Consider the following 20525-nt stretch of genomic DNA (forward strand, 5'->3'; position numbering starts at 1 on the left):
CAACGTGTTCGGGCGCACGATGCCACGCTGACTGCGACATGCATCGCAGTCATTCAGTCGTGGCATCGCTGCGGACTGAACCGCCGGCGTTGCGCCTCAGCCCTTCGCCAACGTCGTCGCGATCCAGTCGTCGACGATCTGTTCGAGCACCGCCAGCGGCACCGCCCCATTGCCCAGCACGAGGTCGTGATAGGCGCGGATGTCGAAACGATCGCCCAGGCGCGAACGAGCGCGTTCGCGCAACTCGACCATTTTCAGGTGGCCGATCTTGTACGAGCACGCTTGGCCGGGCTGCACGAGATAGCGGTACACCTCGCTGCGCACTTCGCCGGCTGGCATGCCGGTCTTGGACTGCATGTAGGCGATTGCCTGCTCCGGCGTCCAGCGCTTGCGATGCAGGCCGGTGTCGACGACCAGCCGTACCGAGCGGAACATCTCCGCGCGCAGCCGGCCCAGGTCGCCCCACGGATCGTCGCGGTACAACCCCATCTCGGACGCGAGTTGTTCCGCATACAGCGCCCAGCCTTCGGTGAAGGCACTGGGATTGAGGCTGCGCCGCAGCATCGGCAGGTCGGTCAGGGTCTGGCCGATCGAGATCTGAAAGTGATGACCCGGCGAGCCTTCGTGATAGGTGAGCGTCGGCAGGCTCCAGCGCGTATTCGCCTCGATCTGGCCGAGGTTGATGAAGAAAATGCCCGGACGCGAACCGTCCATCGCCGGCGGGTAGTAGTACGCGCCCGGCGCGGTCGCTTCGGATTCCTTCGGCACCGGACGCACGTCCAGCGGTTGCGGCGGCATGCGATGGAAGTACTTCGGCAGGTGCGGCTGCAATGCCGCGAGCGTGCCTTGGATGTCGGCGACGAGTTCCGTACGTCCCTGTTCGGTATCCGCGTAGACGAAACGCTTGTCGCGCATCAGTGCGTCCATACGTTCGCCGACGCTGCCCTCGCGCAGGCCCTGCGCGCGCAGGCGTTCGTCCATCGCCTGTTCGATGCGCGCGACCTCTGCCACGCCGATGCGGTGAATCTCGTCCGCATCGAGGTTGGTGCTGGTGTTCCAGCGCAGCGCGGCGTCGTAGTACTCGTCGCCGTGCGGAACCGCCCACAGCCCGCGATTGCCCGGCTTGCGGACGATCTCCTGCTCCACCCGCGCCAGCAGGCGCGCGTACCCCGGATTGGTCGAGTCGCGCACGGCATCGACCGCCTGCGCGAGCAACGCTTCACGTCGTTCGCCATCGATCGAATCCACCTTCTCCAGCTTGCGCCGCAGCGACCGGACGAACGGGCTGTCGGCCGGCGCGGGTGCCAGCAGCGCGCGCATCTGCGAAGCGGCGCCCTCCATTGCGATCTGCGGTGGCACGACGCCCGCCTGCGCCTGCAGGTCGAAGTTCGCCCGCACCTGGTCCAGCTTGGTGCCGATGGCGTGCAGGCGCGAGATGTACGCCAGCGCGCCGGCTTCGTCGCGCACCGTGTGCTGGTTGTCCATGAACTGCGGCAACGACACCGGAATGCTGAAAAGCTGGTCGACCGCGTACACGGACGCGCCAACCGGCAGCCACGAAGGCGACCAGTCGAAACGCATCAGGTCCAGCTGGCGCTCGTAGAACCACCTGGCCAGTCCGTAGCTCCAACGGTCCTGGCCCTTCAGGCGATCCTTGTCCCACTGCTCCAATGCGTCGAGGTTGCGCTGCATCTCGGCCCGGAACTTCGCCCGTTGCGGCAGCGAGACATCGGTGAGCTGACCGGAAAGATCGATGCCGTCGCCGGAAATCCCCAGCAGCGTCCGCAGTTCCGGATCCTGTCGGACCGTGCGCATGGTCTGCGCATCGACCAGTGCGCCGAGACTTTCATGCGCCTTGCTTCCAGGCGCGCTGGTGTCGCTCTGCGATGCAGCAATGCAAGGGGCGCCGGAACATGCCGCGGCGATCAGAACCATCAGGGTGATACGACGCATCGGTAGTCCGGTCCTCGCGAGGCCGCGCAGGCCACGCGGCGGGACCGGCATTGAACCACACGACGCGAGCGGTTCAGGCGCTGCTCCGCGACCGGTTGCGCGATATCGTGCGGCCGCTCGCTGTCCTCTTAGCCGCTGCGGTTTTCTTCGCGGTCTTGCGCGCGCCTTTTGTCGTCTTGGCAGCTGGCGTGTTCGCACCACCGCGCGCCTTCGCCCTTGCATGGGACGGCGGCAGGCGCTTGCGCGGGCGCGAACCGGTGAGGTCAACGATCCGGTTCTCGGCCATGACCTCCTCGTTGCGCGTCACGCGCGCGATGAGGAAGCTGATCGCCTTGCCGATCCAGGTGCCCGGTCCGTCCCAGTACTCGATGGAGTTCACCTCCACCTCGAGCAACGCGAGGTTGGGATCGTTCCTGCCCTTTGGGAAGAAGGTCTTCAGCGCATCGTTCCAGAGCTCGTCGATGGTGGCCTGGTCGCGATTGGCCCGGGCGGTGCCGGACAGCGACACATACACGTTCTTGCCCTTCGACGCGTAGGCGAGGTTGACCTTCGGATTGCGACCGATCTCGGCCATCTTAGGACTGTCGGCCTCGGTGAAGAACCACACCCGCTCGCCGTTGAACCGTGCCTGCTGCGTGGACAGCGGCCGGCTCATCAGAAAGCCGCCCTTGCCCACCGTGGTCAGCATGGCGATGTCGATCTTCTTCAGCAGTTCGCCGATGCGCTTCACCTCTCCCCTGGTGCTTGCCATGGCGGTGCTCCGTGACTGGTCGCAGTCACTGTTCCATCCGGTCCGGCTCGCTGGCGTGAAGGCAAAAAGAAGCCCCGCCGAAGCGGGGCTCGAAAAGAAAAGCTGGTGCCGGAAACAGGAGTCGAACCTGCGACCTACGCATTACGAATGCGCCGCTCTACCAACTGAGCTATTCCGGCGAAGGGCCGAAATTGTAGGCGGGAACGGCGGAACGGGTCAACGACGGCTTCGCTATTGAACGCCGTGGGCGCCGGGTGCCGCGTCCGGCCGGATCGGGTACGCTGGCCAACGCGCGCCACGCCGCTGGCGCCGGGCCATGGGGGCCCTCACACGCACATGGGGAGATATGGAATGCGTACTGCCGTGTTGCTCGCCGTCCTGCTGCTGGCCTCGCTGCCGGCCTTTGCCACCGACCAGAAGCCTGCCGGCGACGCGCAGGCGATCCTGGCCCAGCAGGCGCAGATCCGCTCCGAGGCACTCGCCGGCAAGGGGCGCTACAAGGACATGGCCGAAGCGCAGCGCATGGTGCTATTCAATCACCAGGACACCATCACCCGTCTGCTGCAGGGTGTCGACAACACCTCCGACCTGTCGGAGAACGACAAGCTGGCAGTGTTCAACGCCATCGAGGCAGTCAAGGCCATCGTCACCAAGGCCGAGGACGAGCGGATGGTATGCGTGCGCGAAAAGCCGCTCGGCAGCAATCGCCCTGAACGCGTGTGCAAGACCGTGGCGCAGCGGCGCGAGGAGAAGCTCAAGGCCGATGGCGCCGTGCGTAGCACGGTGACCTGCCAGGACGGCTTCAACGGCGGCTTCTGCAACAACTGATCCGGGCAGCGTTCGCGGGACTCCTCCCGCGAAGACGCTGACGACTCCGCTCAGCCCACCAGCTGCAGGCGCAGTTCCTTGGGCAGCGCGAAGACCATGTCTTCCGGCTCGCCTTCCAGTTCGGCCACGTGGTGGGCGCCCAGTTCGCGCAGGCGCTCGATCACTCCGCGCACCAGCACCTCCGGCGCCGACGCGCCGGCGGTCACGCCGACCCGCTTGCGGCCTTCGACCCACGCCGGATTGATCTCGATCGCGCCGTCGATGAGGTAGGCCTCCACGCCTTCGCGCTCGGCCAGTTCGCGCAGGCGGTTGGAGTTGGAGCTGTTGACCGACCCCACCACCAGCACCAGGTCGCAACGCGCGGCCAGTTCGCGCACGGCGTCCTGGCGGTTCTGGGTGGCATAGCAGATGTCGTCGTTCTTCGGCCCCTGGATGGCCGGGAACTTGGCGCGCAGCGCTTCGATCACGCTACGCGTGTCGTCCACCGATAGCGTGGTCTGGGTGGTGTAGGCCACGTTGTCGGGCTGGTCGAGCTGCAATGCGGCGACGTCGTCGCTGTCCTCGACCAGGTAGATGCGCCCTGCCCCGGCCTCGCGGCGCCACTGGCCCATCGTGCCTTCGACCTCGGGGTGGCCCTCATGGCCGATCAACACCACGTCGCGTCCGGCGCGACAATGGCGGGCGACCTCAAGGTGCACCTTGGTGACCAGCGGACAGGTCGCGTCGAACACCTTCAGCCCACGGTGTTCCGCCTCGTCGCGCACGGCCTTTGCCACGCCGTGCGCACTGAAGATCACCGTGGCGCCGTCCGGAACCTCGTCGAGTTCCTCCACGAAGATCGCACCGCGATGCTTGAGGTCGTCGACGACGAAGCGGTTGTGCACGACCTCATGGCGCACGTAGATCGGCGCACCGAGGGTCTCGATGGCGCGCTTGACGATCTCGATGGCGCGGTCGACACCGGCGCAGAAACCGCGGGGATTGGCGAGCAGGACGTCCATGGGCGTCATTCTACCGCGCGACGACGGTTCATCCGGCCTTCGGCGCGGGCTTGGTGAACAGGCCGAACACGGCAATGCCGATGGCACCGGCCACGATCGCCGAATCGGCGACGTTGAACGCCGGCCAGTAGTGGTCCTGCCAGTGCCACTGGATGAAATCGACCACGTGCCCGTGCATGAGGCGATCGATCACGTTGCCCAGCGCTCCGCCGATCACCAGCGAGAACGGCAGCGCGCTCTTCCAGTCGCGCCGCGGGGTGCGCGACAGCCAGTACGCCAGCAGGCCTGAGATCGCCACCGCCAGGGTGACGAAGAAGTACTTCTGCCAGCCGCCGGCATCGCTCAGGAAGCTGAACGCCGCACCGGTGTTGTAGGTGCGATACCAGTTCCAGAAGCCTTCGATCACGGGGATGGCCGTGTACTCCGGCAGCGAGCTCAGCACCCATTGCTTGGCGAGCTGGTCGAGCACGATGACCACGACCGACACCGCAAGCCACGAGAGCGCATTGGGACGGACCGACGCCATCAGAACCACTCCCTCGTCTCACCGGCGCCGCTGACGTTGGTCACGCAGCGGCCGCACAGTTCCGGATGCCCGGCGTCGCTGCCCACGTCGCCGCGGTATTGCCAGCAGCGCACGCACTTGGTCTTGGTGGTCGGCGTGGCGAGCACGGCGATGTCCTTGGCCTCGTCATCGGCGATCACTTCGACGTCGCCGCTGATGAACAGGAATCTCAGTTCGTCGGCGAAGGGTGCCAGCCAGTTCTGGTCGGCGACGCCGGCCTTCAGGCCGATCTCCGCTTCCAGTGCCGCACCGATCTGCCCGGCTGCGCGCATCGGTTCCAGGGTCCGGCTGACTTCCTCGCGCAGCGCCAGCAGGCGTTCGAAGTCCTCCTCGGACAGCGCCGCATCCTCCGGCAGCACGGCCAGACCGTCGTACCAGGTCACGAACAGCACGTTGTCCTCGCGCGGACCGCGATCGGTCACGGCCGGCAGGTGACGCCACATCTCGTCGGCGGTGAAGGCCAGGATCGGCGCGACCCAGCGCACGAAGGCTTCCGCGATGCGGTACATCGCGCTCTGCGCAGAACGACGCCCGCGCGAGTCTTCCGGCATCGTGTACAGACGGTCCTTGGTCACGTCCAGGTACAGCGAGCCCAGGTCGACGCTGCAGAAGTTGGACAGCGCCTGCACGATCTCGGCGAAGTCGTAACGCTCGTACGCGCTGGCAATGCGGTCCTGCAACAGCGCGGCGCGATGCACGATCCAGCGATCCAGCGCGACCATGTCCTCCAGCGGGCGCAGGTGCACCGACGGGTCGAAACCACTGAGGTTGGCCAGCAGGAAGCGCGCCGTGTTGCGGATGCGGCGGTAGACGTCGGACGTGCGCTTGAGGATGTTGTCCGACACCGACATCTCGTTGCGGTAGTCAGTGGCGGCGATCCACAGGCGCAGCACGTCGGCGCCCATCGCGTTGATCACCTTCTGCGGCTCGACCGTGTTGCCGAGCGATTTGGACATCTTCTTGCCCTGCTCGTCCACGGTGAAGCCGTGCGTCAGCACCTGGCGGTACGGCGCCACGCCGTCCATCGCCACGCCGGTCAGCAGCGAGCTGTGGAACCAGCCGCGATGCTGGTCCGAGCCTTCCAGATAAAGATCGGCCGGCTTGTGCAGGCCGTCCTGCGGACGTTGCGCCAGCACGCATTCGTGGCTCACGCCGGAGTCGAACCACACATCGAGGATGTCGGTGACCTTCTCGTACTGCGCGGCCTCACCGCCGAGCATATCCTCCGCGGTCATCGCATACCACGCGTCCGCGCCGGCCTGCTCCACGCGGTCGGCCACCTGGCGCATCAGCTCGGCCGAACGCGGATGGATCTCGCCGGTCTCGCGATGGAAGAACAGCGCGATCGGCACGCCCCAGTAGCGCTGGCGCGAGATCGTCCAGTCCGGTCGGCCTTCGATCATGTTGTAGATGCGCGCCTCGCCCCACTCCGGCACCCAGCTGACCTTGCCGATCTCCGTCAGCGAGTCGCGGCGCAGGCCCGCCTGTTCCATCGAGATGAACCATTGCGGCGTGGCGCGGAACACCACCGGCGTCTTGTGGCGCCAGCAATGCGGATAGCTGTGGGTGAGCTTGTGCGCGGCCAGCAGATGCCCGCTGGCACGCACCACGTCGATCAGCACGTCGTTCGCTTTCCACAGGTGCAGGCCGGCGATGACCACGCCATCGGCCGGCGGCGTGGTCGGCAGGTACAGGCCGCGCGCATCGACCGGATTGATTTGCGCCGCGGTGTAACGGTCCGTGAGGCCGTACTTCAGGCCGACCGCATGGTCTTCCTGGCCGTGACCCGGTGCGGTGTGGACCATGCCCGTGCCGTCCTCGGCCGACACGTGGTCGCCCAGCAGCACCGGGATGTCGCGTTCGGCATAGAACGGATGCTGCAGCAGCACGCCTTCGAGCTGGTTGCCGACCACGCGGCCCAGCACGACGACGTCCTCAACGCCATAGCGCGCCAGCGCCTTGCCGGCCAGCGCCTCGGCCAGCACCAGCAGGCGGCGGCTGCCGTCGGGCAGGCGCGGGCCTTCGACCAGCACGTAGTCGAGCTCCGGGCCGACGCTGATCGCCAGGCTCGCCGGCAGCGTCCACGGCGTGGTGGTCCAGATCGGCATAGCCACGCGCACGCCGGCGTCGGCATCCACACCGAACAGCGCGGCCAGCGCCTGCGGATCGCGCGCGTCGTAGGCCACGTCGATGGCCCAGGACTGCTTGTCGGCGTATTCGATCTCAGCCTCCGCCAGCGCCGAACCGCAGTCGAAGCACCAGTGCACCGGCTTGGCGCCGCGCACCAGGTGACCGCGCTCCACGATCTTCGCCAGCGACCGCATGATGTCGGCCTCGTAGCGGAAATCCATGGTGCGGTACGGGTTGTCCCAGTCGCCGACCACGCCCAGGCGCTTGAAGTCGCGACGCTGCAGGTCGATCTGCTCGGCGGCGTATTCGCGGCACTTCTGGCGGAACTCGCTGGCATCCAGCTTCTCGCCGACCTTGCCGTACTTCTTCTCGACCTGGTGCTCGATCGGCAGGCCATGGCAGTCCCAGCCCGGCACGTACGGTGCGTCGTAGCCGGCAAGCAGCTTGGACTTCACCACGATGTCCTTGAGCACCTTGTTGACCGCGTGGCCGATGTGGATCGCACCGTTGGCGTACGGCGGACCGTCATGCAGCACGAAGCTGCGCTCGCGGCCGGACACCTTCCCGCGGATTCGCGCGTACAGGCCCTCGCCCTCCCAGCGTGCCAGCGTTTCCGGCTCGCGCTTGGGCAGGTCGCCGCGCATCGGGAATTCCGTCGCGGGCAGATGCAGGGTGGCTTTGTACTGGTTCGGATCTTGGCTCACGGGAACCTATCGGGTAAGTGCGTTTGGTGAATTGTCCGCACGAGCATGTGCGGGCTCCTGCTCAGGCATGAGCAGATGCCGCGCCTGTGCGGCATCCAGATGCATCTGGGCCGTCAGTGCGGGCAGATCGGAAAACCTGAGCTCGTCGCGCAGCTTGGCGACGAACTCCACTTCGATGCGGCGTCCGTACAGGTCGCCATCGAAATCGAACAGGTGTGCTTCCAGCAACGGCTCCACGCCGTCGACCGTGGGACGCGTGCCCAGGCTCGACACGGAGGCGCGCGGACGATCACCCACGCCGTGCACCCAGGTCGCGTAGATGCCCGACAGCGCAGGCTTCTTGCCGGCAAAACGCAGGTTGGCCGTGGGGAAGCCCAGCGTGCGGCCGAGCTGCTTGCCGGGCACCACGTGTCCACCGATCGCGTACGGGCGGCCAAGGAAACGCTCGGCCGTGGCGAAGTCGCCGGCACGCAGCGCCTCGCGGATGCGCGTGGCGGAAACACGTTCGCCATCGACCAGCACCGGCTCGATTTCACCGGCCGCGAAGCCGTGCACCTCGCCCAGCGCGTGCAACACGCCGATGTCGCCGGCGCGCGCCTTGCCGAAGCGGAACTCCGGGCCCACCCAGACCTCGCGCGCGGACAGTCGGTGCACCAGCACCTGGCGCACGAATTCCTCCGCGGTGAGGCTGCTCAGTTGGCGGTCGAAGCGCAGCAGGCCCAACTGGTCCACGCCCATCGCGAACAGGCGCTCGGCCTTGGTGCGCGGAAGCATCAGGCGCGGCGGCGGTTCGGCGGCGGCAAAGAATTCGCGCGGCAGCGGCTCGAAGCTCAGCACCACGCAAGGCACGCCGAGCACGCACGCGCGGGCGAGCGCGTGGCGCACCAGCGCCTGGTGGCCCAGGTGCAGGCCGTCGAATGCGCCGATGCAGACCACACTGCCGTGCGGGCACCGGGGCCCGCCCTCGACGTCACGAAACAGCCTGCTCATCGGCCTGAAGTATAGCCGCCGGGTGCCATCTCAATGTCCCCGAAGATCACGCAGACGGATGCCCTGCAGCCATAGCGACGCACCGTAGGCACCCGCGCCAGCCCCCACCACGACGGCGAGCTTCCACACGCGTTCCCACCACGGCCACACCGTCCAGCCCTGCCACAGCCATAGCAACGCGCCCAGCACGATGACCATCGCGATGCTGGCAATGGCGAGCTGGCGCAGGAACTTCGCCCAGCCGGGCTGCGACTGGTACACGCCGGCACGCTTGAGGTACCACCACAGCTGCAGCGCATTGGTCCAGCCGGCCAGCGCGATCGCCAGCGCCAGTGCGGCATGCGCGCCGGGGATGTGGCCTAGCGCCTGGGTCAGATCGCCGTTGCTGGTGGCCAGCGCCTGCGCGCCGGCATCGGTCAGCCATAGCAGCGCGGCCATCAATCCCAGCGTGGCCGTCAGGTTCACGACGACTGCCACCACCGCGGACTTCACCGGCGTCTTCGGGTCCTGGCGCGCGTAGAACGCAGGAGCCAGCACCTTCACCAGCAGGAACGCCGGCACCGCCGTGGATTGCGCCATCAGGCTCAGGCGCGCCATGTGCGTGTCGTGCGCCTTGAAGTGGCCGTACTGGAACAGCGTGGCGATCAGCGCCTCGGCGCAGAAGATCAGGCCCAGGCACGCGGGTATGCCGATCAGCAGGCACAGTCGGAAACCCCAGTCCAGGCCTTTCGAGAACCCCTGCGGATCGGTGGCCGCGTGACGGCTGGACAGGTGCGGCAGGATCACCGTCCCGATCGCCACGCCGAACATGCCCAGCGGGAATTCGAGCAGACGGTCTGTGTAGTACAGCCACGTCACGCTGCCGCCGATCAGGAACGAGGCCATGATGGTGTTGAGCAGCAGGTTGACCTGTGCGACCGACGAGCCGAACAGCGTCGGCACCATCAGCTTCATGATCTTGCGCACGCCGGCGTGGGCTGCGCCCCAGCGCGGACGCGGCAGCAGGCCCAGCCGCGCCAGCGACGGCAACTGGAATGCGAGCTGCAGGATGCCCGCCACGAATACGCCCCACGCCAGCGCGAGGACTGGCTCGTAGCCCCAGTCCCTCATCAGCGGGACCAGGCCCAGCGCCGCGGCGATCATCGACAGGTTCATCAGCACCGGCGAGAGCGCGGGGATCGCAAAGCGCTGGTAGCTGTTGAGGATGCCGCCGACGAACGAGGCCAGCGAGATGAACAACGCATACGGGAAGGTGATGCGCAGCATCAGCTCGGCCAGGTCGCTCTGCGTGGTGCCCGGCTCGAAGCCCGGCGCGAACAGTCGCATCAGCGCGGGGGCGCACAGCACCGCCAGCGCCGTGATCACCAGCAGCGCAGCGGTCAGCGTGCCGGCCACCCGGTCGATGAGCTCCTTGATCGCCGCCTGGTCGTGCTTGGCCTTGTACTCGGCCAGCACCGGGACGAAGGCCATCGAGAACGACCCCTCGGCCGAGAGCCGGCGCATGAAGTTGGGAATCCGGAAGGCGACGACGAACGCATCCATGGCCGGACCGGCGCCGAACACGGCGGCGTAGATCTGGTCCCGGACCAGTCCGGACACGCGCGAGATGAACGTCATCGCGCTGAACACCGTGGTGGATCGCAGCAGGCCGCCGCTCATCGCCCCTTCCCCTTCCAGTTGACGCAACCCACTGAATCCTCCATACTTTCCGGTCTGATTGTCCCCAGACCCACTTTCACTTACCAGTTTCCAGGAATTCGCCGTGGCAAACATCAAGTCCGCCAAAAAGCGCGCCAAGCAGACCGTGGTCCGCAATGCCCGCAACGCCAGCCAGCGTTCGATGCTGCGTACCGCCGTCAAGAAGGTGCTCAAGGCCCTGGGCGAGAACGACGCCGCCGGTGCCCAGGCCGCCTTCGTCGTCGCTCAGCCGATCCTCGATCGCTTCAGCGCGCGTGGCCTGATCCACAAGAACAAGGCCGCCCGTCACAAGGCCCGCCTGAACGCCCGCATCAAGGCGCTCCAGGCCGCCTGATCCGGCAAGCGGGTTCGCCGCTCCGCGCGTCAGGCGCTGCGCGGCACCCGCTTCCAGCAATGGGGCAAACAAAAACCCGGCCGATGCCGGGTTTTTTGTTGCCTGCACGACCGCCTCAGGATGCGGCATGGTCGCCGCCGGCGCGTTCGGCCTCCAGCGCGTCCTCGCGCTGGCGGTCGAAGAAGGCCATCACGTCCAGCATGATCGGCCACGTGCCTTCGCGGCTGATCGCAGAGACCAGGTACCAGCGGCCCTTCCAGTCCAGCTCGTCGATGATGGCCTTGGCCGCGGCCTGCTGCTCTTCTTCCAGCAGCAGGTCGGCCTTGTTGAGCACCAGCCAGCGCGGCCGCCCGAGCAGTTCGGGGTCGTGCTTTTCCAGTTCGCGCTCGATCGCGCGCACCTGGTCGGCCGGGCTGACGCCCTCCACCCCGCCTTCCATCGGCGCGATGTCCACCAGGTGCAGCAGCAGGCTGGTGCGCTGCAGGTGCTTGAGGAACTGCGTGCCCAGGCCCGCGCCCTCCGCCGCACCCTCGATCAGGCCGGGAATGTCGGCGATGACGAAGCTGCGATGCGGTTCGACGCTGACCACTCCCAGGTTGGGATACAGCGTGGTGAACGGATAGTCCGCGACCTTCGGCGTCGCGGCCGAGACCGCGCGGATCAGCGTGCTCTTGCCGGCATTCGGGAAACCCAGCAGGCCCACGTCGGCCAGCAGCTTCAGTTCCAGCCTGAGCTCGCGCTGCTCGCCCGGCAGGCCCGGCAGCGCCTTGCGCGGCGCGCGGTTCACCGAACTCTTGAAATGCATGTTGCCCAGGCCGCCCTTGCCGCCCCTCGCGACCAGCAGGCGCTCGCCGTGGCGCGTCAGGTCGCCGATGACCTCGTCGGTCTCGACGTTGGTGACCACGGTGCCGACCGGCACGGTGATGACCAGATCGTCGCCGGCCTTGCCGTACATCTGCCGGCCCATGCCGTTCTCGCCGCGCCGGGCGCGGAACTGCTTCTGGTGGCGGAAGTCGACCAGCGTGTTGAGGTTTTCGTCGGCAACCAGCCAGACGCTGCCGCCATCGCCACCGTCGCCGCCGTCGGGACCACCGAGCGGAATGAACTTCTCTCGGCGGAATCCGACGCAGCCGTTACCGCCGTCGCCTGCAATGACCTGGATTTCGGCTTCGTCGACGAGTTTCATGGGAATGCCGGGAATCGGGAATGGAAAATCGGGAATCGTCTAAAGCAGGGGCATCGTGGCGGCATGAAAGCCATGAGGCAATGAAGCGCGGGGGTTCGCTGTCGCGATTACCGATTCTCCATTCCCGCTTACCAACTGTCCGAAACGAAAAGCCCCGCCGAAGCGGGGCCCTCGCTGCAGCTTCGATCGCCTTATTCGGCGACGACGCTGACGGTGCGGCGCTTCTTCGGACCCTTGGTCGAGAACTCGACCTTGCCGTCGACCAGCGCGAACAGGGTGTGATCGCGGCCCAGACCGACGCCGGCGCCCGGATGGAACTGGGTGCCGCGCTGGCGGACGATGATGTTGCCGGCCTCGATGGCCTGGCCGCCGTACATCTTCACGCCGAGGTACTTCGGGTTGGAGTCGCGGCCGTTACGGGTGGAACCTACGCCCTTTTTGTGTGCCATGGCTGCTTCTCCTCACTTAGCCGGCGATGCCGGTGATTTCGATTTCGGTGTAATGCTGACGGTGGCCCATCTGCTTGCGGTGGTGCTTGCGGCGGCGGAACTTCACGATGCGCACCTTGTCGGCGCGGCCGTGGCCGACCACCTTGGCGGAGACCGACGCGCCCTTCAGGGCATCGCCAACCTTCACGCCGTCGCTGCCGCCCAGCATCAGGACGTTGTCCAGCTTGATCTCGCTGCCGACTTCGGCATCGAGCAACTCGACGCGCAGGGTTTCGCCCTGCATCACGCGGTACTGCTTACCGCCGGTGACTACTACTGCGTACATGACCAGATTCCTCTGTAGTTATTTTGGTCGCCTGCCGCACCCATGCGGGCGGACAGAAGCGGAATTCTAGGGTTTTTCCATGGCGCAGGCAAGTCAGCGCCATCTCGCGCGAGAAGGCCCCCGCCTGGTCGCCAGGTGAGCCGCAAATCGCGATGGCCCGCACGCTTTGCCCCGCATTCAGCCCCGTGAAGGTGAAAATCCTCTGCTTTCAAGGGCTTGCAGCGCACACGGGCATGCACTACGGTCGGCGTGCGGGAGGCTCCAGGGCGCCGTTCCGCATCACCTGAAAGCACCACGTCTGTCCAATCGGATGGGCAGACCGAGTGAGCATGGAGGCCCTGTGTCGAAAGGATTCCGACTGCCTGTCCGCCGCGATGACGCTTCCGAGCGGCCGTGGCCGCCGACTACCCATCCCAACCTGACGCTCCTCACGCTGCCAGCGCGAGCGCAGCGCAACTGCCTTCCCGATTCCACGTGCCCGACGCGCCGCATCGACGAGCGCGCGCGCCTGCACGCCCCCGTTCCGCGATACGGCATCCGTTTCGCGGTCCCGCACCCGACGCCGCACAGGGGAGACGCCGGGAGTTCCAGCAACAGCAGCCACCATCAACAAGGGATGTTGTCATGACTCACAAAGCACGCTCGCTGAAGTGGACCGCCCTCGCCATCGCCACGGCGTTCATCGTGGCCCCCGCGGCCAACTCCGGAGGCAAGTTGCCGACGGTGAACAAGGCCAAGGTCTCCACCCTCTCCCCACAGGCGGCCAAGGCGGCGAAAGCGCAGCCGCAACAGCACGACCGTTTCATCATCACCTACAGGTCCGCGGCCAAGCGCATGAGCGCCGCCTCCGCGCAGCAGCAACTGGCGACCGCCGCCAAGGCACTGGGCGTGGGCATCGCGCCGATGCGCACGCTGGCCACCGGCAGCTCGCTGATCCGCACCGACCGCAAGCTCGACAGCGTGGCGACCAAGCAGCTGATGCTGGAACTGATGAAGGACCCCAACGTGCTGGCGGTGGAACCCGACCGCCTGCGCAAGCCGATGATGGTGCCGAACGATCCGGGCTACGCGCAGCAGTGGCACTACAAGAACGGCCCTGGCGGCATCAACGCCGAGCCCGCGTGGGACCTGAGCACCGGTGACGGCATCGTGGTGGCCGTGCTCGACACGGGCAGCACGCCGCATTCCGAACTCGACAGCCAGTACGTGCCCGGCTACGACTTCATCATCGACACCGAGGTCAGCGTGGACGGCGACGGTCGCGATGCGGACCCGAACGATCCGGGCGACTGGCACGACGGCGAATGCAACATCTTCGGCATTCCCGAGGACAGCAGCTGGCACGGCACGCACGTGGCCGGCACGGTGGCCGCGGCGACCAACAACAACGCGGGCGTCGCCGGCGTGGCGTTCGGCGCGAAGGTGCAGCCGGTGCGCGTGCTGGGCAAGTGCGGCGGTTACGAGTCCGACATCATCGATGCGGTGACCTGGGCCTCCGGCGGCACCGTCACGGGCGTGCCGGCCAACGCGACGCCGGCGGAGGTCATCAACCTCAGCCTGGGCGGCAGCGGCGCGTGCAGCGTGGCCGAACAGGCGGCGTACACCGCGGCCAAGGCGCGCGGCACCACGGTGGTCGTGTCGGCGGGCAATTCCTCGGCCGATGCGGCGAACTACTCGCCGGCCAGCTGCAACGACGTGATCACGGTGTCGTCCGTCGGTCCCACGGGCGCGCTGTCGGGCTTCTCCAACTACGGCAACGTCGTGGACGTGGCCGCGCCGGGCGGTTCGGGCGTGGTCCCGGCCGAGGACAACATCCTGTCCACCCTCAACCTGGGCCTGCAGGGCCAGGAAGGCGAAGGCTATGCCTGGTATGCGGGCACCTCGATGTCCGCCCCGCACGTCGCCGGCGTGATCGCGCTGATGCAGTCGGCCGCATCGACGCCCAAGACGCCGGACGAGGTCAAGAAGATCCTCGAGAACACGGCATATGCGTCGGGCGGATTCGCCAACGGTTGCGGCTACAACAAGTGGTGCGGCGCCGGCATCATCGACGCCCGCTATGCCGTGGCCGTGGCCGCCGGTTCCGAACCGCTGCCGCCGGACGTCCCGCCGCCGCCGCCGCCGCCGCCGGCCACCGAGCTGGAGAATGGTGTCACCGTCACCGGCATCGAGGTGCTGGCCGGCGACACCGTGCGCTATGAGCTGCTGGTGCCCAACGGTGCGTCGAACCTGCTGTTCGCCATGTACGGCGGTACGGGCGACGCGGACATGTACGTGCGCCGCGCGGCCGAACCGACCACGACCGCGTACGACTGCCGTCCGTTCGCCTCCGGCAACAACGAGAACTGCTTCTTCCCGGCCCCGCAGGGCGGCACCTGGTACGTCACCATCCGCGGCTTCAGCAACGCCGCCGGCGTGTCGCTGTATCCGAGCTTCACCGACGCCAACTGGCCACGTTCGGTCGAGGCCGAAGCGACCCAGTTGACCAACCACCGCACGCAGGTGGTGCTGAACTGGACGCACGGCAAGCGCAACATCGACATCTACCGCAACGGCGCCATCCTCAAGACGGTGCGCAACAACGGCCGCGCCACCGATACGTTCCGCGTCATCGGCACCGGCACCATGAGCTACAAGCTGTGCAACAACGGCACGCAGGAATGCGCCGATCCGGTCGAGATCGAATACGCGTCCAAGCGCTGAGCCCCACCGGAAAGGCTCGGTCCGCCGGGCCTTTCCTTCCGCCGATGTCCGCCCCCGCGGCTTCCCCCGTCGATGGAGTGCCCATGAGTCCACACCGCACCACCCGTTCCAGCCGCGTCGCGCGCCCGGCACTGGCTGCATTGCTGTTCGCCGTCACGATCGCCATCGGCGCATGCAGCCGCGAGCCGGCCTCCCCGCAATCAGCAGCACAGGCGGAAGCCGCCCCTGCGGCACGCTTCGAGGCCCGTCTCAATCTGGTGAACAACAACGGCGACGTCCGCTACGACGGCACCGTCGACAGCGAGGCCAGCCGCAAGGCCGTGCTCGGTGCGCTGGTACGCGCCTATGGTGCGGAGCACGTCTCGGGCGACATCGCCGTCGATCGCGGCGCGCGCCCGGCGCCCTGGCAGGCCGCCCTGCCCCGGTTCCTCGCATCGTTCGCCGTGCCCGGCGCAGCGCTGTCGTTCGAAGGCCGCAAGATCGAACTCAGCGGCCATGCGCCCGTGGAGGCCCGCAAGGCGCTGCTGGCCAAGGCCGAACTGATGTTCCCCGGCTTCACGTACACCGGGCTCCTCCAGGGCATGGGCGACACCGCCTCGCCCGCCGATCCCGCGTCGGCCGTGCTGGCGCAGGTCAGGCCCGGCACGTCCGGCGACGAACTCATCAAGGCGCTGAACGAAGCCGTCGCGCAGACGCCGATCCGGTTCGAGGACGGCAGCGCGCGCGTGGCACCCGAAAGCCTGGCACTGCTGAGCAAGGCGGCGGAGGTGATCCAGGCCGCCGGCGATGGCACCCGCATCGAAGTGGCCGGCCCGGCCAACGGCGACCCGGCGCTGGCGCGGCAGCGCGCCGAGGCGATCAAGGTACAGCTCATCGTCAACGGCGTCAGTCCCGCCGCCATCGAGACCACCGACCAGGCGGGCCCCGGCACCGCCGCGCGATTCCGCCTCGTGCAGGGTCGTTCATGAACCTGCCCGCCGGGCGTTCAGCTCCCGACTGAACGCCCGGTCGTGCGGCCCGCGACACCGGTCGCGATCCGCACCCGACGCGCCCGTGCTGGACTTTGCTTCCGGCGATTTGCCCCCATCTACGCCAGTCGATACGCTCCTCTGTTCGCCCTCGCGCTCCGCGACGGCGACCCTCCCCAGACAGGCAACCGATGGCGCTGGATTACATCCGCATCCGCGGCGCGCGGACGCACAACCTCAAGAACATCGATCTCGACCTGCCGCGCGACAAGCTGATCGTGATCACCGGCTTGTCAGGCTCGGGCAAGTCGTCCCTCGCGTTCGACACCATCTACGCCGAAGGCCAGCGACGCTACGTCGAATCGCTGTCCGCGTACGCGCGGCAGTTCCTCTCCGTGATGGAGAAGCCCGACGTCGACCACATCGAGGGGCTGTCGCCGGCCATCTCGATCGAGCAGAAGTCGACTTCGCACAACCCGCGTTCGACGGTCGGCACCATCACCGAGATCTACGACTACCTGCGCCTGCTGTACGCACGCGTGGGTACGCCGCGCTGCCCGGACCACGGCTATCCACTCGAAGCGCAGACGGTCAGCCAGATGGTCGACCAGGTGGTCGCGCTGGGCGAAAGCGAGGAAGGCCGCGAGCAGCGCTACATGCTGCTCGCGCCGGTGATCCGCGAGCGCAAGGGCGAGCACGCGCAGGTGTTCGAGCAACTGCGCGCGCAGGGCTACGTGCGTGTGCGCGTGGACGGCGTGCTGCACGAGATCGACGCCGTGCCGCCGCTGGCGCTGCGCGTCAAGCACACCATCGAAGCGGTGGTGGATCGCTTCAAGCCGCGCGAGGACATCAAGCAGCGCCTGGCCGAATCGTTCGAGACCGCGCTGAAGCTCGGCGACGGCATGGCGCAGGTGATGTCGCTGGACAATCCCGACGCGGCACCGCTGCTGTTCTCGTCCAAGTACAGCTGCCCGGTGTGCGACTACTCGCTGCCGGAGCTGGAACCGCGCCTGTTCTCGTTCAACTCGCCGATCGGCGCCTGCCCCACCTGCGACGGCCTGGGCGTGGCGGAGTTCTTCGATCCGGCGCGCGTGGTCGTGCATCCGGAGCTGTCGCTCTCGGCCGGCGCGGTGCGCGGCTGGGATCGCCGCAACGCGTACTACTTCCAGCTCATCCAGTCGCTGGCCAAGCACTACAAGTTCGATGTCGATGCGCCGTGGCAGTCGCTGCCGGCGAAGGTGCGCGACGCGGTGCTGTTCGGCAGCGGCGACGACCTCATCACTTTCACTTATCTCACCGAGAGCGGCGGACGCAGCCAGCGCAAGCATCGCTTCGAGGGCATCGTTCCCAACCTCGAGCGCCGCTACCGCGAGACCGAATCGGCCGCGGTGCAGGAAGAACTGGCCAAGTACATCAGCGAACGCGCCTGCACCGACTGCGGTGGCGCGCGCCTCAACCGCGCCGCGCGCAGCGTGTTCGTGGCAGAGCGCGCACTGCCGGAACTGGTGGTGCTGCCGGTCGATGATGCGCTGGCGTTCTTCAAGTCCCTCAACCTGCCCGGCTGGCGCGGCGAGATCGCGACCAAGATCGTCAAGGAAATCACCGACCGCCTGCGCTTCCTCGTGGACGTGGGCCTGGATTACCTGACACTGGAACGCAAGGCCGATTCACTGTCGGGCGGCGAGGCGCAACGCATCCGCCTGGCCTCGCAGATCGGCGCGGGCCTGGTCGGCGTCATGTACGTGCTGGACGAGCCGTCCATCGGTCTGCACCAGCGCGACAACGAGCGCCTGCTGGGCACGCTGACGCGCCTGCGCGACCTTGGCAACACCGTCATCGTCGTCGAGCACGACGAGGATGCGATCCGCCTGGCCGATTACGTCGTGGACATCGGCCCGGGCGCGGGCGTGCATGGCGGCGAAGTGATCGCGCAGGGCACGCTGGACGACGTGCTCAAGGCACCACGTTCGCTGACCGGTCAATACCTCAGCGGCAAGAAGCGCATCGAGATCCCGGCCAGGCGCCACAAGCCCGACGCCAAGACCACCTTCCACCTGCGTGGCGCCACCGGCAACAATCTCAAGAACGTCGACCTGGCGATTCCGTCGGGGCTGTTCACCGCGATCACCGGCGTGTCGGGCTCGGGCAAGTCGACGTTGATCAACGACACGCTGTTCGCGATCACCGCCAACGAACTCAACGGCGCGTCGCACACGCCGGCGCCTTACCGCGAGCACGAGAACATCGAGCTGTGGGACAAGGTGGTCGACATCGACCAGTCGCCGATCGGCCGCACGCCGCGTTCCAACCCGGCCACCTACACCGGGCTGTTCACGCCGCTGCGCGAACTGTTCGCGCAGGTGCCGGAGGCACGCGCGCGTGGCTATTCGCCGGGCCGCTTCAGCTTCAACGTGCGCGGCGGACGTTGCGAGGCCTGCCAGGGCGACGGCCTGATCAAGGTCGAGATGCACTTCCTGCCCGACGTGTACGTGCCGTGCGACGTGTGCGGTGGCAAGCGCTACAACCGCGAGACGCTGGAGATCCTCTACAAGGGTTACAACATCAACGACGTCCTGGAGATGACCGTCGAGGATGCGCTGAACCTGTTCGAGGCGATCCCGGCCATCTCGCGCAAGCTCGAAACGCTGATGGACGTCGGCCTGAGCTACATCAAGCTGGGCCAGAGCGCGACCACGCTGTCCGGCGGCGAGGCGCAGCGCGTGAAGCTGTCCAAGGAACTCTCGCGCCGCGACACCGGGCGCACGCTGTACATCCTGGACGAGCCGACCACCGGCCTGCACTTCCACGACATCGAGCACCTGCTGACCGTGCTGCATCGCCTGCGCGACGATGGCAACACAGTGGTGGTGATCGAGCACAACCTCGACGTGATCAAGACGGCCGACTGGGTCATCGACCTGGGCCCGGAAGGCGGCCATCGTGGCGGCACGATCCTGGCCTGCGGTACGCCGGAGGACATCGCCGCGCTGCCGCATTCGCATACCGGCCGGTTCCTCGCACCGCTGCTGGCGACCAAGCCCGAAGCCGACACACGCAAGGCGACGGGCAAGCCCAAGGCCAACAACCGGAAGAAATCGGCTGCATGAGCGACACCGCCGCACCCAAGCCCCGCAAGACCGCCGCGCGCAAGCGCAAGCCCGCCGCGACGAAGAAGGAGGCGGCAGCCGCACCCACGGCTGCCGAGCCGCTCGCCGCTCCGCGAGCCGAACCCGTCGCACTGATCCGCGTGCCGTTGTCGGTGCGCTGGCGCGACCTGGACGCGTTCAACCACGTCAACAACTCGAAGTACCTGAGCTACCTGGAAGAAGCGCGCCTGCGCTGGATGCTGAGCGTGCCGGGACAAGGGCTGGACGATCACATCGCGCCCGTTGTCGCAGCGGCCAACCTCAACTACAAGCGCCCGGTCGAATGGCCGGCTGAAGTCGAGATCGAACTGTTCGTCGAACGCCTGGGCAACACCAGCGTGACCATCGGGCATCGCATCGTCGATGCGCGCGACAGCGGCGTGCTGTATTGCGACGGCAACGTGGTGATGGTGTGGATCCATCGCGGCACCGGGCGTGCGGCGCAGCTGCCGGAAGCGGTGCGGCTGGCCTGCAGCTGACGCTGCGGGAAAAGCGAATCTCCCCCGCCCCCTCTTTTCCAAAGAGGGGAGAAGAAGCAAAGCGCTACATCCAACTTCACGTCGTCAGCGCCAAGTTCGCGGTGTGCGTGCTTTCCCTACTGTCAGGTCGGGCGACCTACTGGTTTCCCCTTCGAAAAGGGGAGCCAGGAGGTTCACTCCGCGGCCAAGCGCCTCGCCGCAAGCAGCAGCCGCTCGTCTTCCCCTTTTGAAAAAGGAAGGCTAAGGGGGATTCGCTCCGTCTCCAAAGCGCCTCGCCTCGAGCAGCGCCCTGCTGGTTTTCCCCCTTTGAAAAAG

Annotated in this window: 15 protein-coding genes, 1 tRNA gene and 1 pseudogene; 6 read left to right on the forward strand and 11 right to left on the reverse strand. The window is 67.2% G+C overall.

Features of this window, described 5'->3' with window-relative positions:
- Nucleotides 1-96: 96 nt before the first annotated feature.
- From VFE83_RS16025 to VFE83_RS16035, 3 genes and pseudogenes are all read right to left on the reverse strand, one after another.
- On the reverse strand, nucleotides 97-1953 hold the full coding sequence (locus VFE83_RS16025; protein ID WP_324907978.1) for a DUF885 domain-containing protein: 1857 nt from the start codon (nucleotides 1951-1953) through the stop codon (nucleotides 97-99).
- 259 nt (nucleotides 1954-2212) lie between these two features.
- A pseudogene (locus VFE83_RS16030) lies at nucleotides 2213-2704 on the reverse strand (pyridoxamine 5'-phosphate oxidase family protein); the annotation flags it as partial.
- Nucleotides 2705-2807: 103 nt separating this feature from the next.
- A tRNA-Thr gene (locus VFE83_RS16035) sits at nucleotides 2808-2883 on the reverse strand.
- Between the two features lie 172 nt (nucleotides 2884-3055).
- On the opposite strand from VFE83_RS16035, the gene VFE83_RS16040 reads away from it, so the two are divergent.
- On the forward strand, nucleotides 3056-3532 hold the full coding sequence (locus VFE83_RS16040; RefSeq protein WP_324907979.1) for a hypothetical protein: 477 nt from the start codon (nucleotides 3056-3058) through the stop codon (nucleotides 3530-3532).
- A gap of 50 nt (nucleotides 3533-3582) precedes the next feature.
- Here the strand turns inward: VFE83_RS16040 and ispH are convergent, their stop codons facing one another.
- From ispH to murJ, 5 genes are all read right to left on the reverse strand, one after another.
- Complete coding sequence (ispH, locus tag VFE83_RS16045) at nucleotides 3583-4533, reverse strand: 4-hydroxy-3-methylbut-2-enyl diphosphate reductase (RefSeq protein WP_324907981.1); 951 nt, start codon at nucleotides 4531-4533, stop codon at nucleotides 3583-3585.
- Nucleotides 4534-4561: 28 nt separating this feature from the next.
- Entirely contained in the window at nucleotides 4562-5059 is a 498-nt protein-coding gene (gene lspA, locus VFE83_RS16050) for a signal peptidase II (RefSeq protein WP_324907983.1), read from the reverse strand.
- A complete protein-coding gene (gene ileS, locus VFE83_RS16055) occupies nucleotides 5059-7872 on the reverse strand; it encodes an isoleucine--tRNA ligase (protein ID WP_414674773.1) in 2814 nt (937 codons plus the stop codon). The genes lspA and ileS overlap by 1 nt, the downstream gene beginning before the upstream one ends.
- 66 nt (nucleotides 7873-7938) lie before the next feature.
- Nucleotides 7939-8922: a bifunctional riboflavin kinase/FAD synthetase gene (locus VFE83_RS16060; protein ID WP_324907986.1), complete on the reverse strand. Its 984-nt coding sequence runs from the start codon at nucleotides 8920-8922 to the stop codon at nucleotides 7939-7941.
- A 30-nt stretch (nucleotides 8923-8952) separates the two neighbouring features.
- Nucleotides 8953-10581: a murein biosynthesis integral membrane protein MurJ gene (murJ, locus tag VFE83_RS16065; protein ID WP_324907988.1), complete on the reverse strand. Its 1629-nt coding sequence runs from the start codon at nucleotides 10579-10581 to the stop codon at nucleotides 8953-8955.
- Nucleotides 10582-10684: 103 nt separating this feature from the next.
- Between murJ and rpsT the strand changes: the two genes are divergently transcribed.
- The gene (rpsT, locus tag VFE83_RS16070; RefSeq protein WP_324907990.1) at nucleotides 10685-10954 is read left to right on the forward strand and encodes a 30S ribosomal protein S20; all 270 of its coding nucleotides are present in this window, start codon (nucleotides 10685-10687) and stop codon (nucleotides 10952-10954) included.
- A 115-nt stretch (nucleotides 10955-11069) separates the two neighbouring features.
- On the opposite strand, the gene cgtA is transcribed toward rpsT, so the two are convergent.
- The 3 genes from cgtA to rplU form a co-directional block, all read right to left on the reverse strand.
- Nucleotides 11070-12140: an Obg family GTPase CgtA gene (gene cgtA / locus VFE83_RS16075; RefSeq protein WP_324907992.1), complete on the reverse strand. Its 1071-nt coding sequence runs from the start codon at nucleotides 12138-12140 to the stop codon at nucleotides 11070-11072.
- A gap of 191 nt (nucleotides 12141-12331) precedes the next feature.
- Nucleotides 12332-12589, reverse strand: a complete 258-nt coding sequence (gene rpmA / locus VFE83_RS16080; RefSeq protein WP_158985443.1) for a 50S ribosomal protein L27 — start codon at nucleotides 12587-12589, stop codon at nucleotides 12332-12334.
- Nucleotides 12590-12605: 16 nt separating this feature from the next.
- The gene (gene rplU, locus VFE83_RS16085) at nucleotides 12606-12914 is read right to left on the reverse strand and encodes a 50S ribosomal protein L21 (protein ID WP_206859467.1); all 309 of its coding nucleotides are present in this window, start codon (nucleotides 12912-12914) and stop codon (nucleotides 12606-12608) included.
- A 624-nt stretch (nucleotides 12915-13538) separates the two neighbouring features.
- Here rplU and VFE83_RS16090 point away from each other — a divergent pair.
- The 4 genes from VFE83_RS16090 (at nucleotide 13539) to VFE83_RS16105 (ending at nucleotide 20210) form a co-directional block, all read left to right on the forward strand.
- Nucleotides 13539-15617, forward strand: coding sequence for a S8 family peptidase (locus VFE83_RS16090; protein WP_324907998.1), 2079 nt, complete (start codon nucleotides 13539-13541; stop codon nucleotides 15615-15617).
- A gap of 83 nt (nucleotides 15618-15700) precedes the next feature.
- Nucleotides 15701-16585, forward strand: a complete 885-nt coding sequence (locus tag VFE83_RS16095; protein ID WP_324908000.1) for a hypothetical protein — start codon at nucleotides 15701-15703, stop codon at nucleotides 16583-16585.
- A gap of 191 nt (nucleotides 16586-16776) precedes the next feature.
- Nucleotides 16777-19692 carry an excinuclease ABC subunit UvrA gene (uvrA, locus tag VFE83_RS16100; RefSeq protein ID WP_414674769.1) on the forward strand — a complete coding sequence of 972 codons (2916 nt, stop codon included), beginning with the start codon at nucleotides 16777-16779 and terminating at the stop codon, nucleotides 19690-19692.
- Nucleotides 19689-20210, forward strand: a complete 522-nt coding sequence (locus VFE83_RS16105) for an acyl-CoA thioesterase (protein ID WP_414674770.1) — start codon at nucleotides 19689-19691, stop codon at nucleotides 20208-20210. Before uvrA ends, VFE83_RS16105 begins: the two co-directional genes overlap by 4 nt.
- Nucleotides 20211-20525 lie beyond the last annotated feature (315 nt).

It is taken from the genome of Lysobacter sp. (genome assembly GCF_035655815.1).
GTDB lineage: Bacteria > Pseudomonadota > Gammaproteobacteria > Xanthomonadales > Xanthomonadaceae > Lysobacter_J.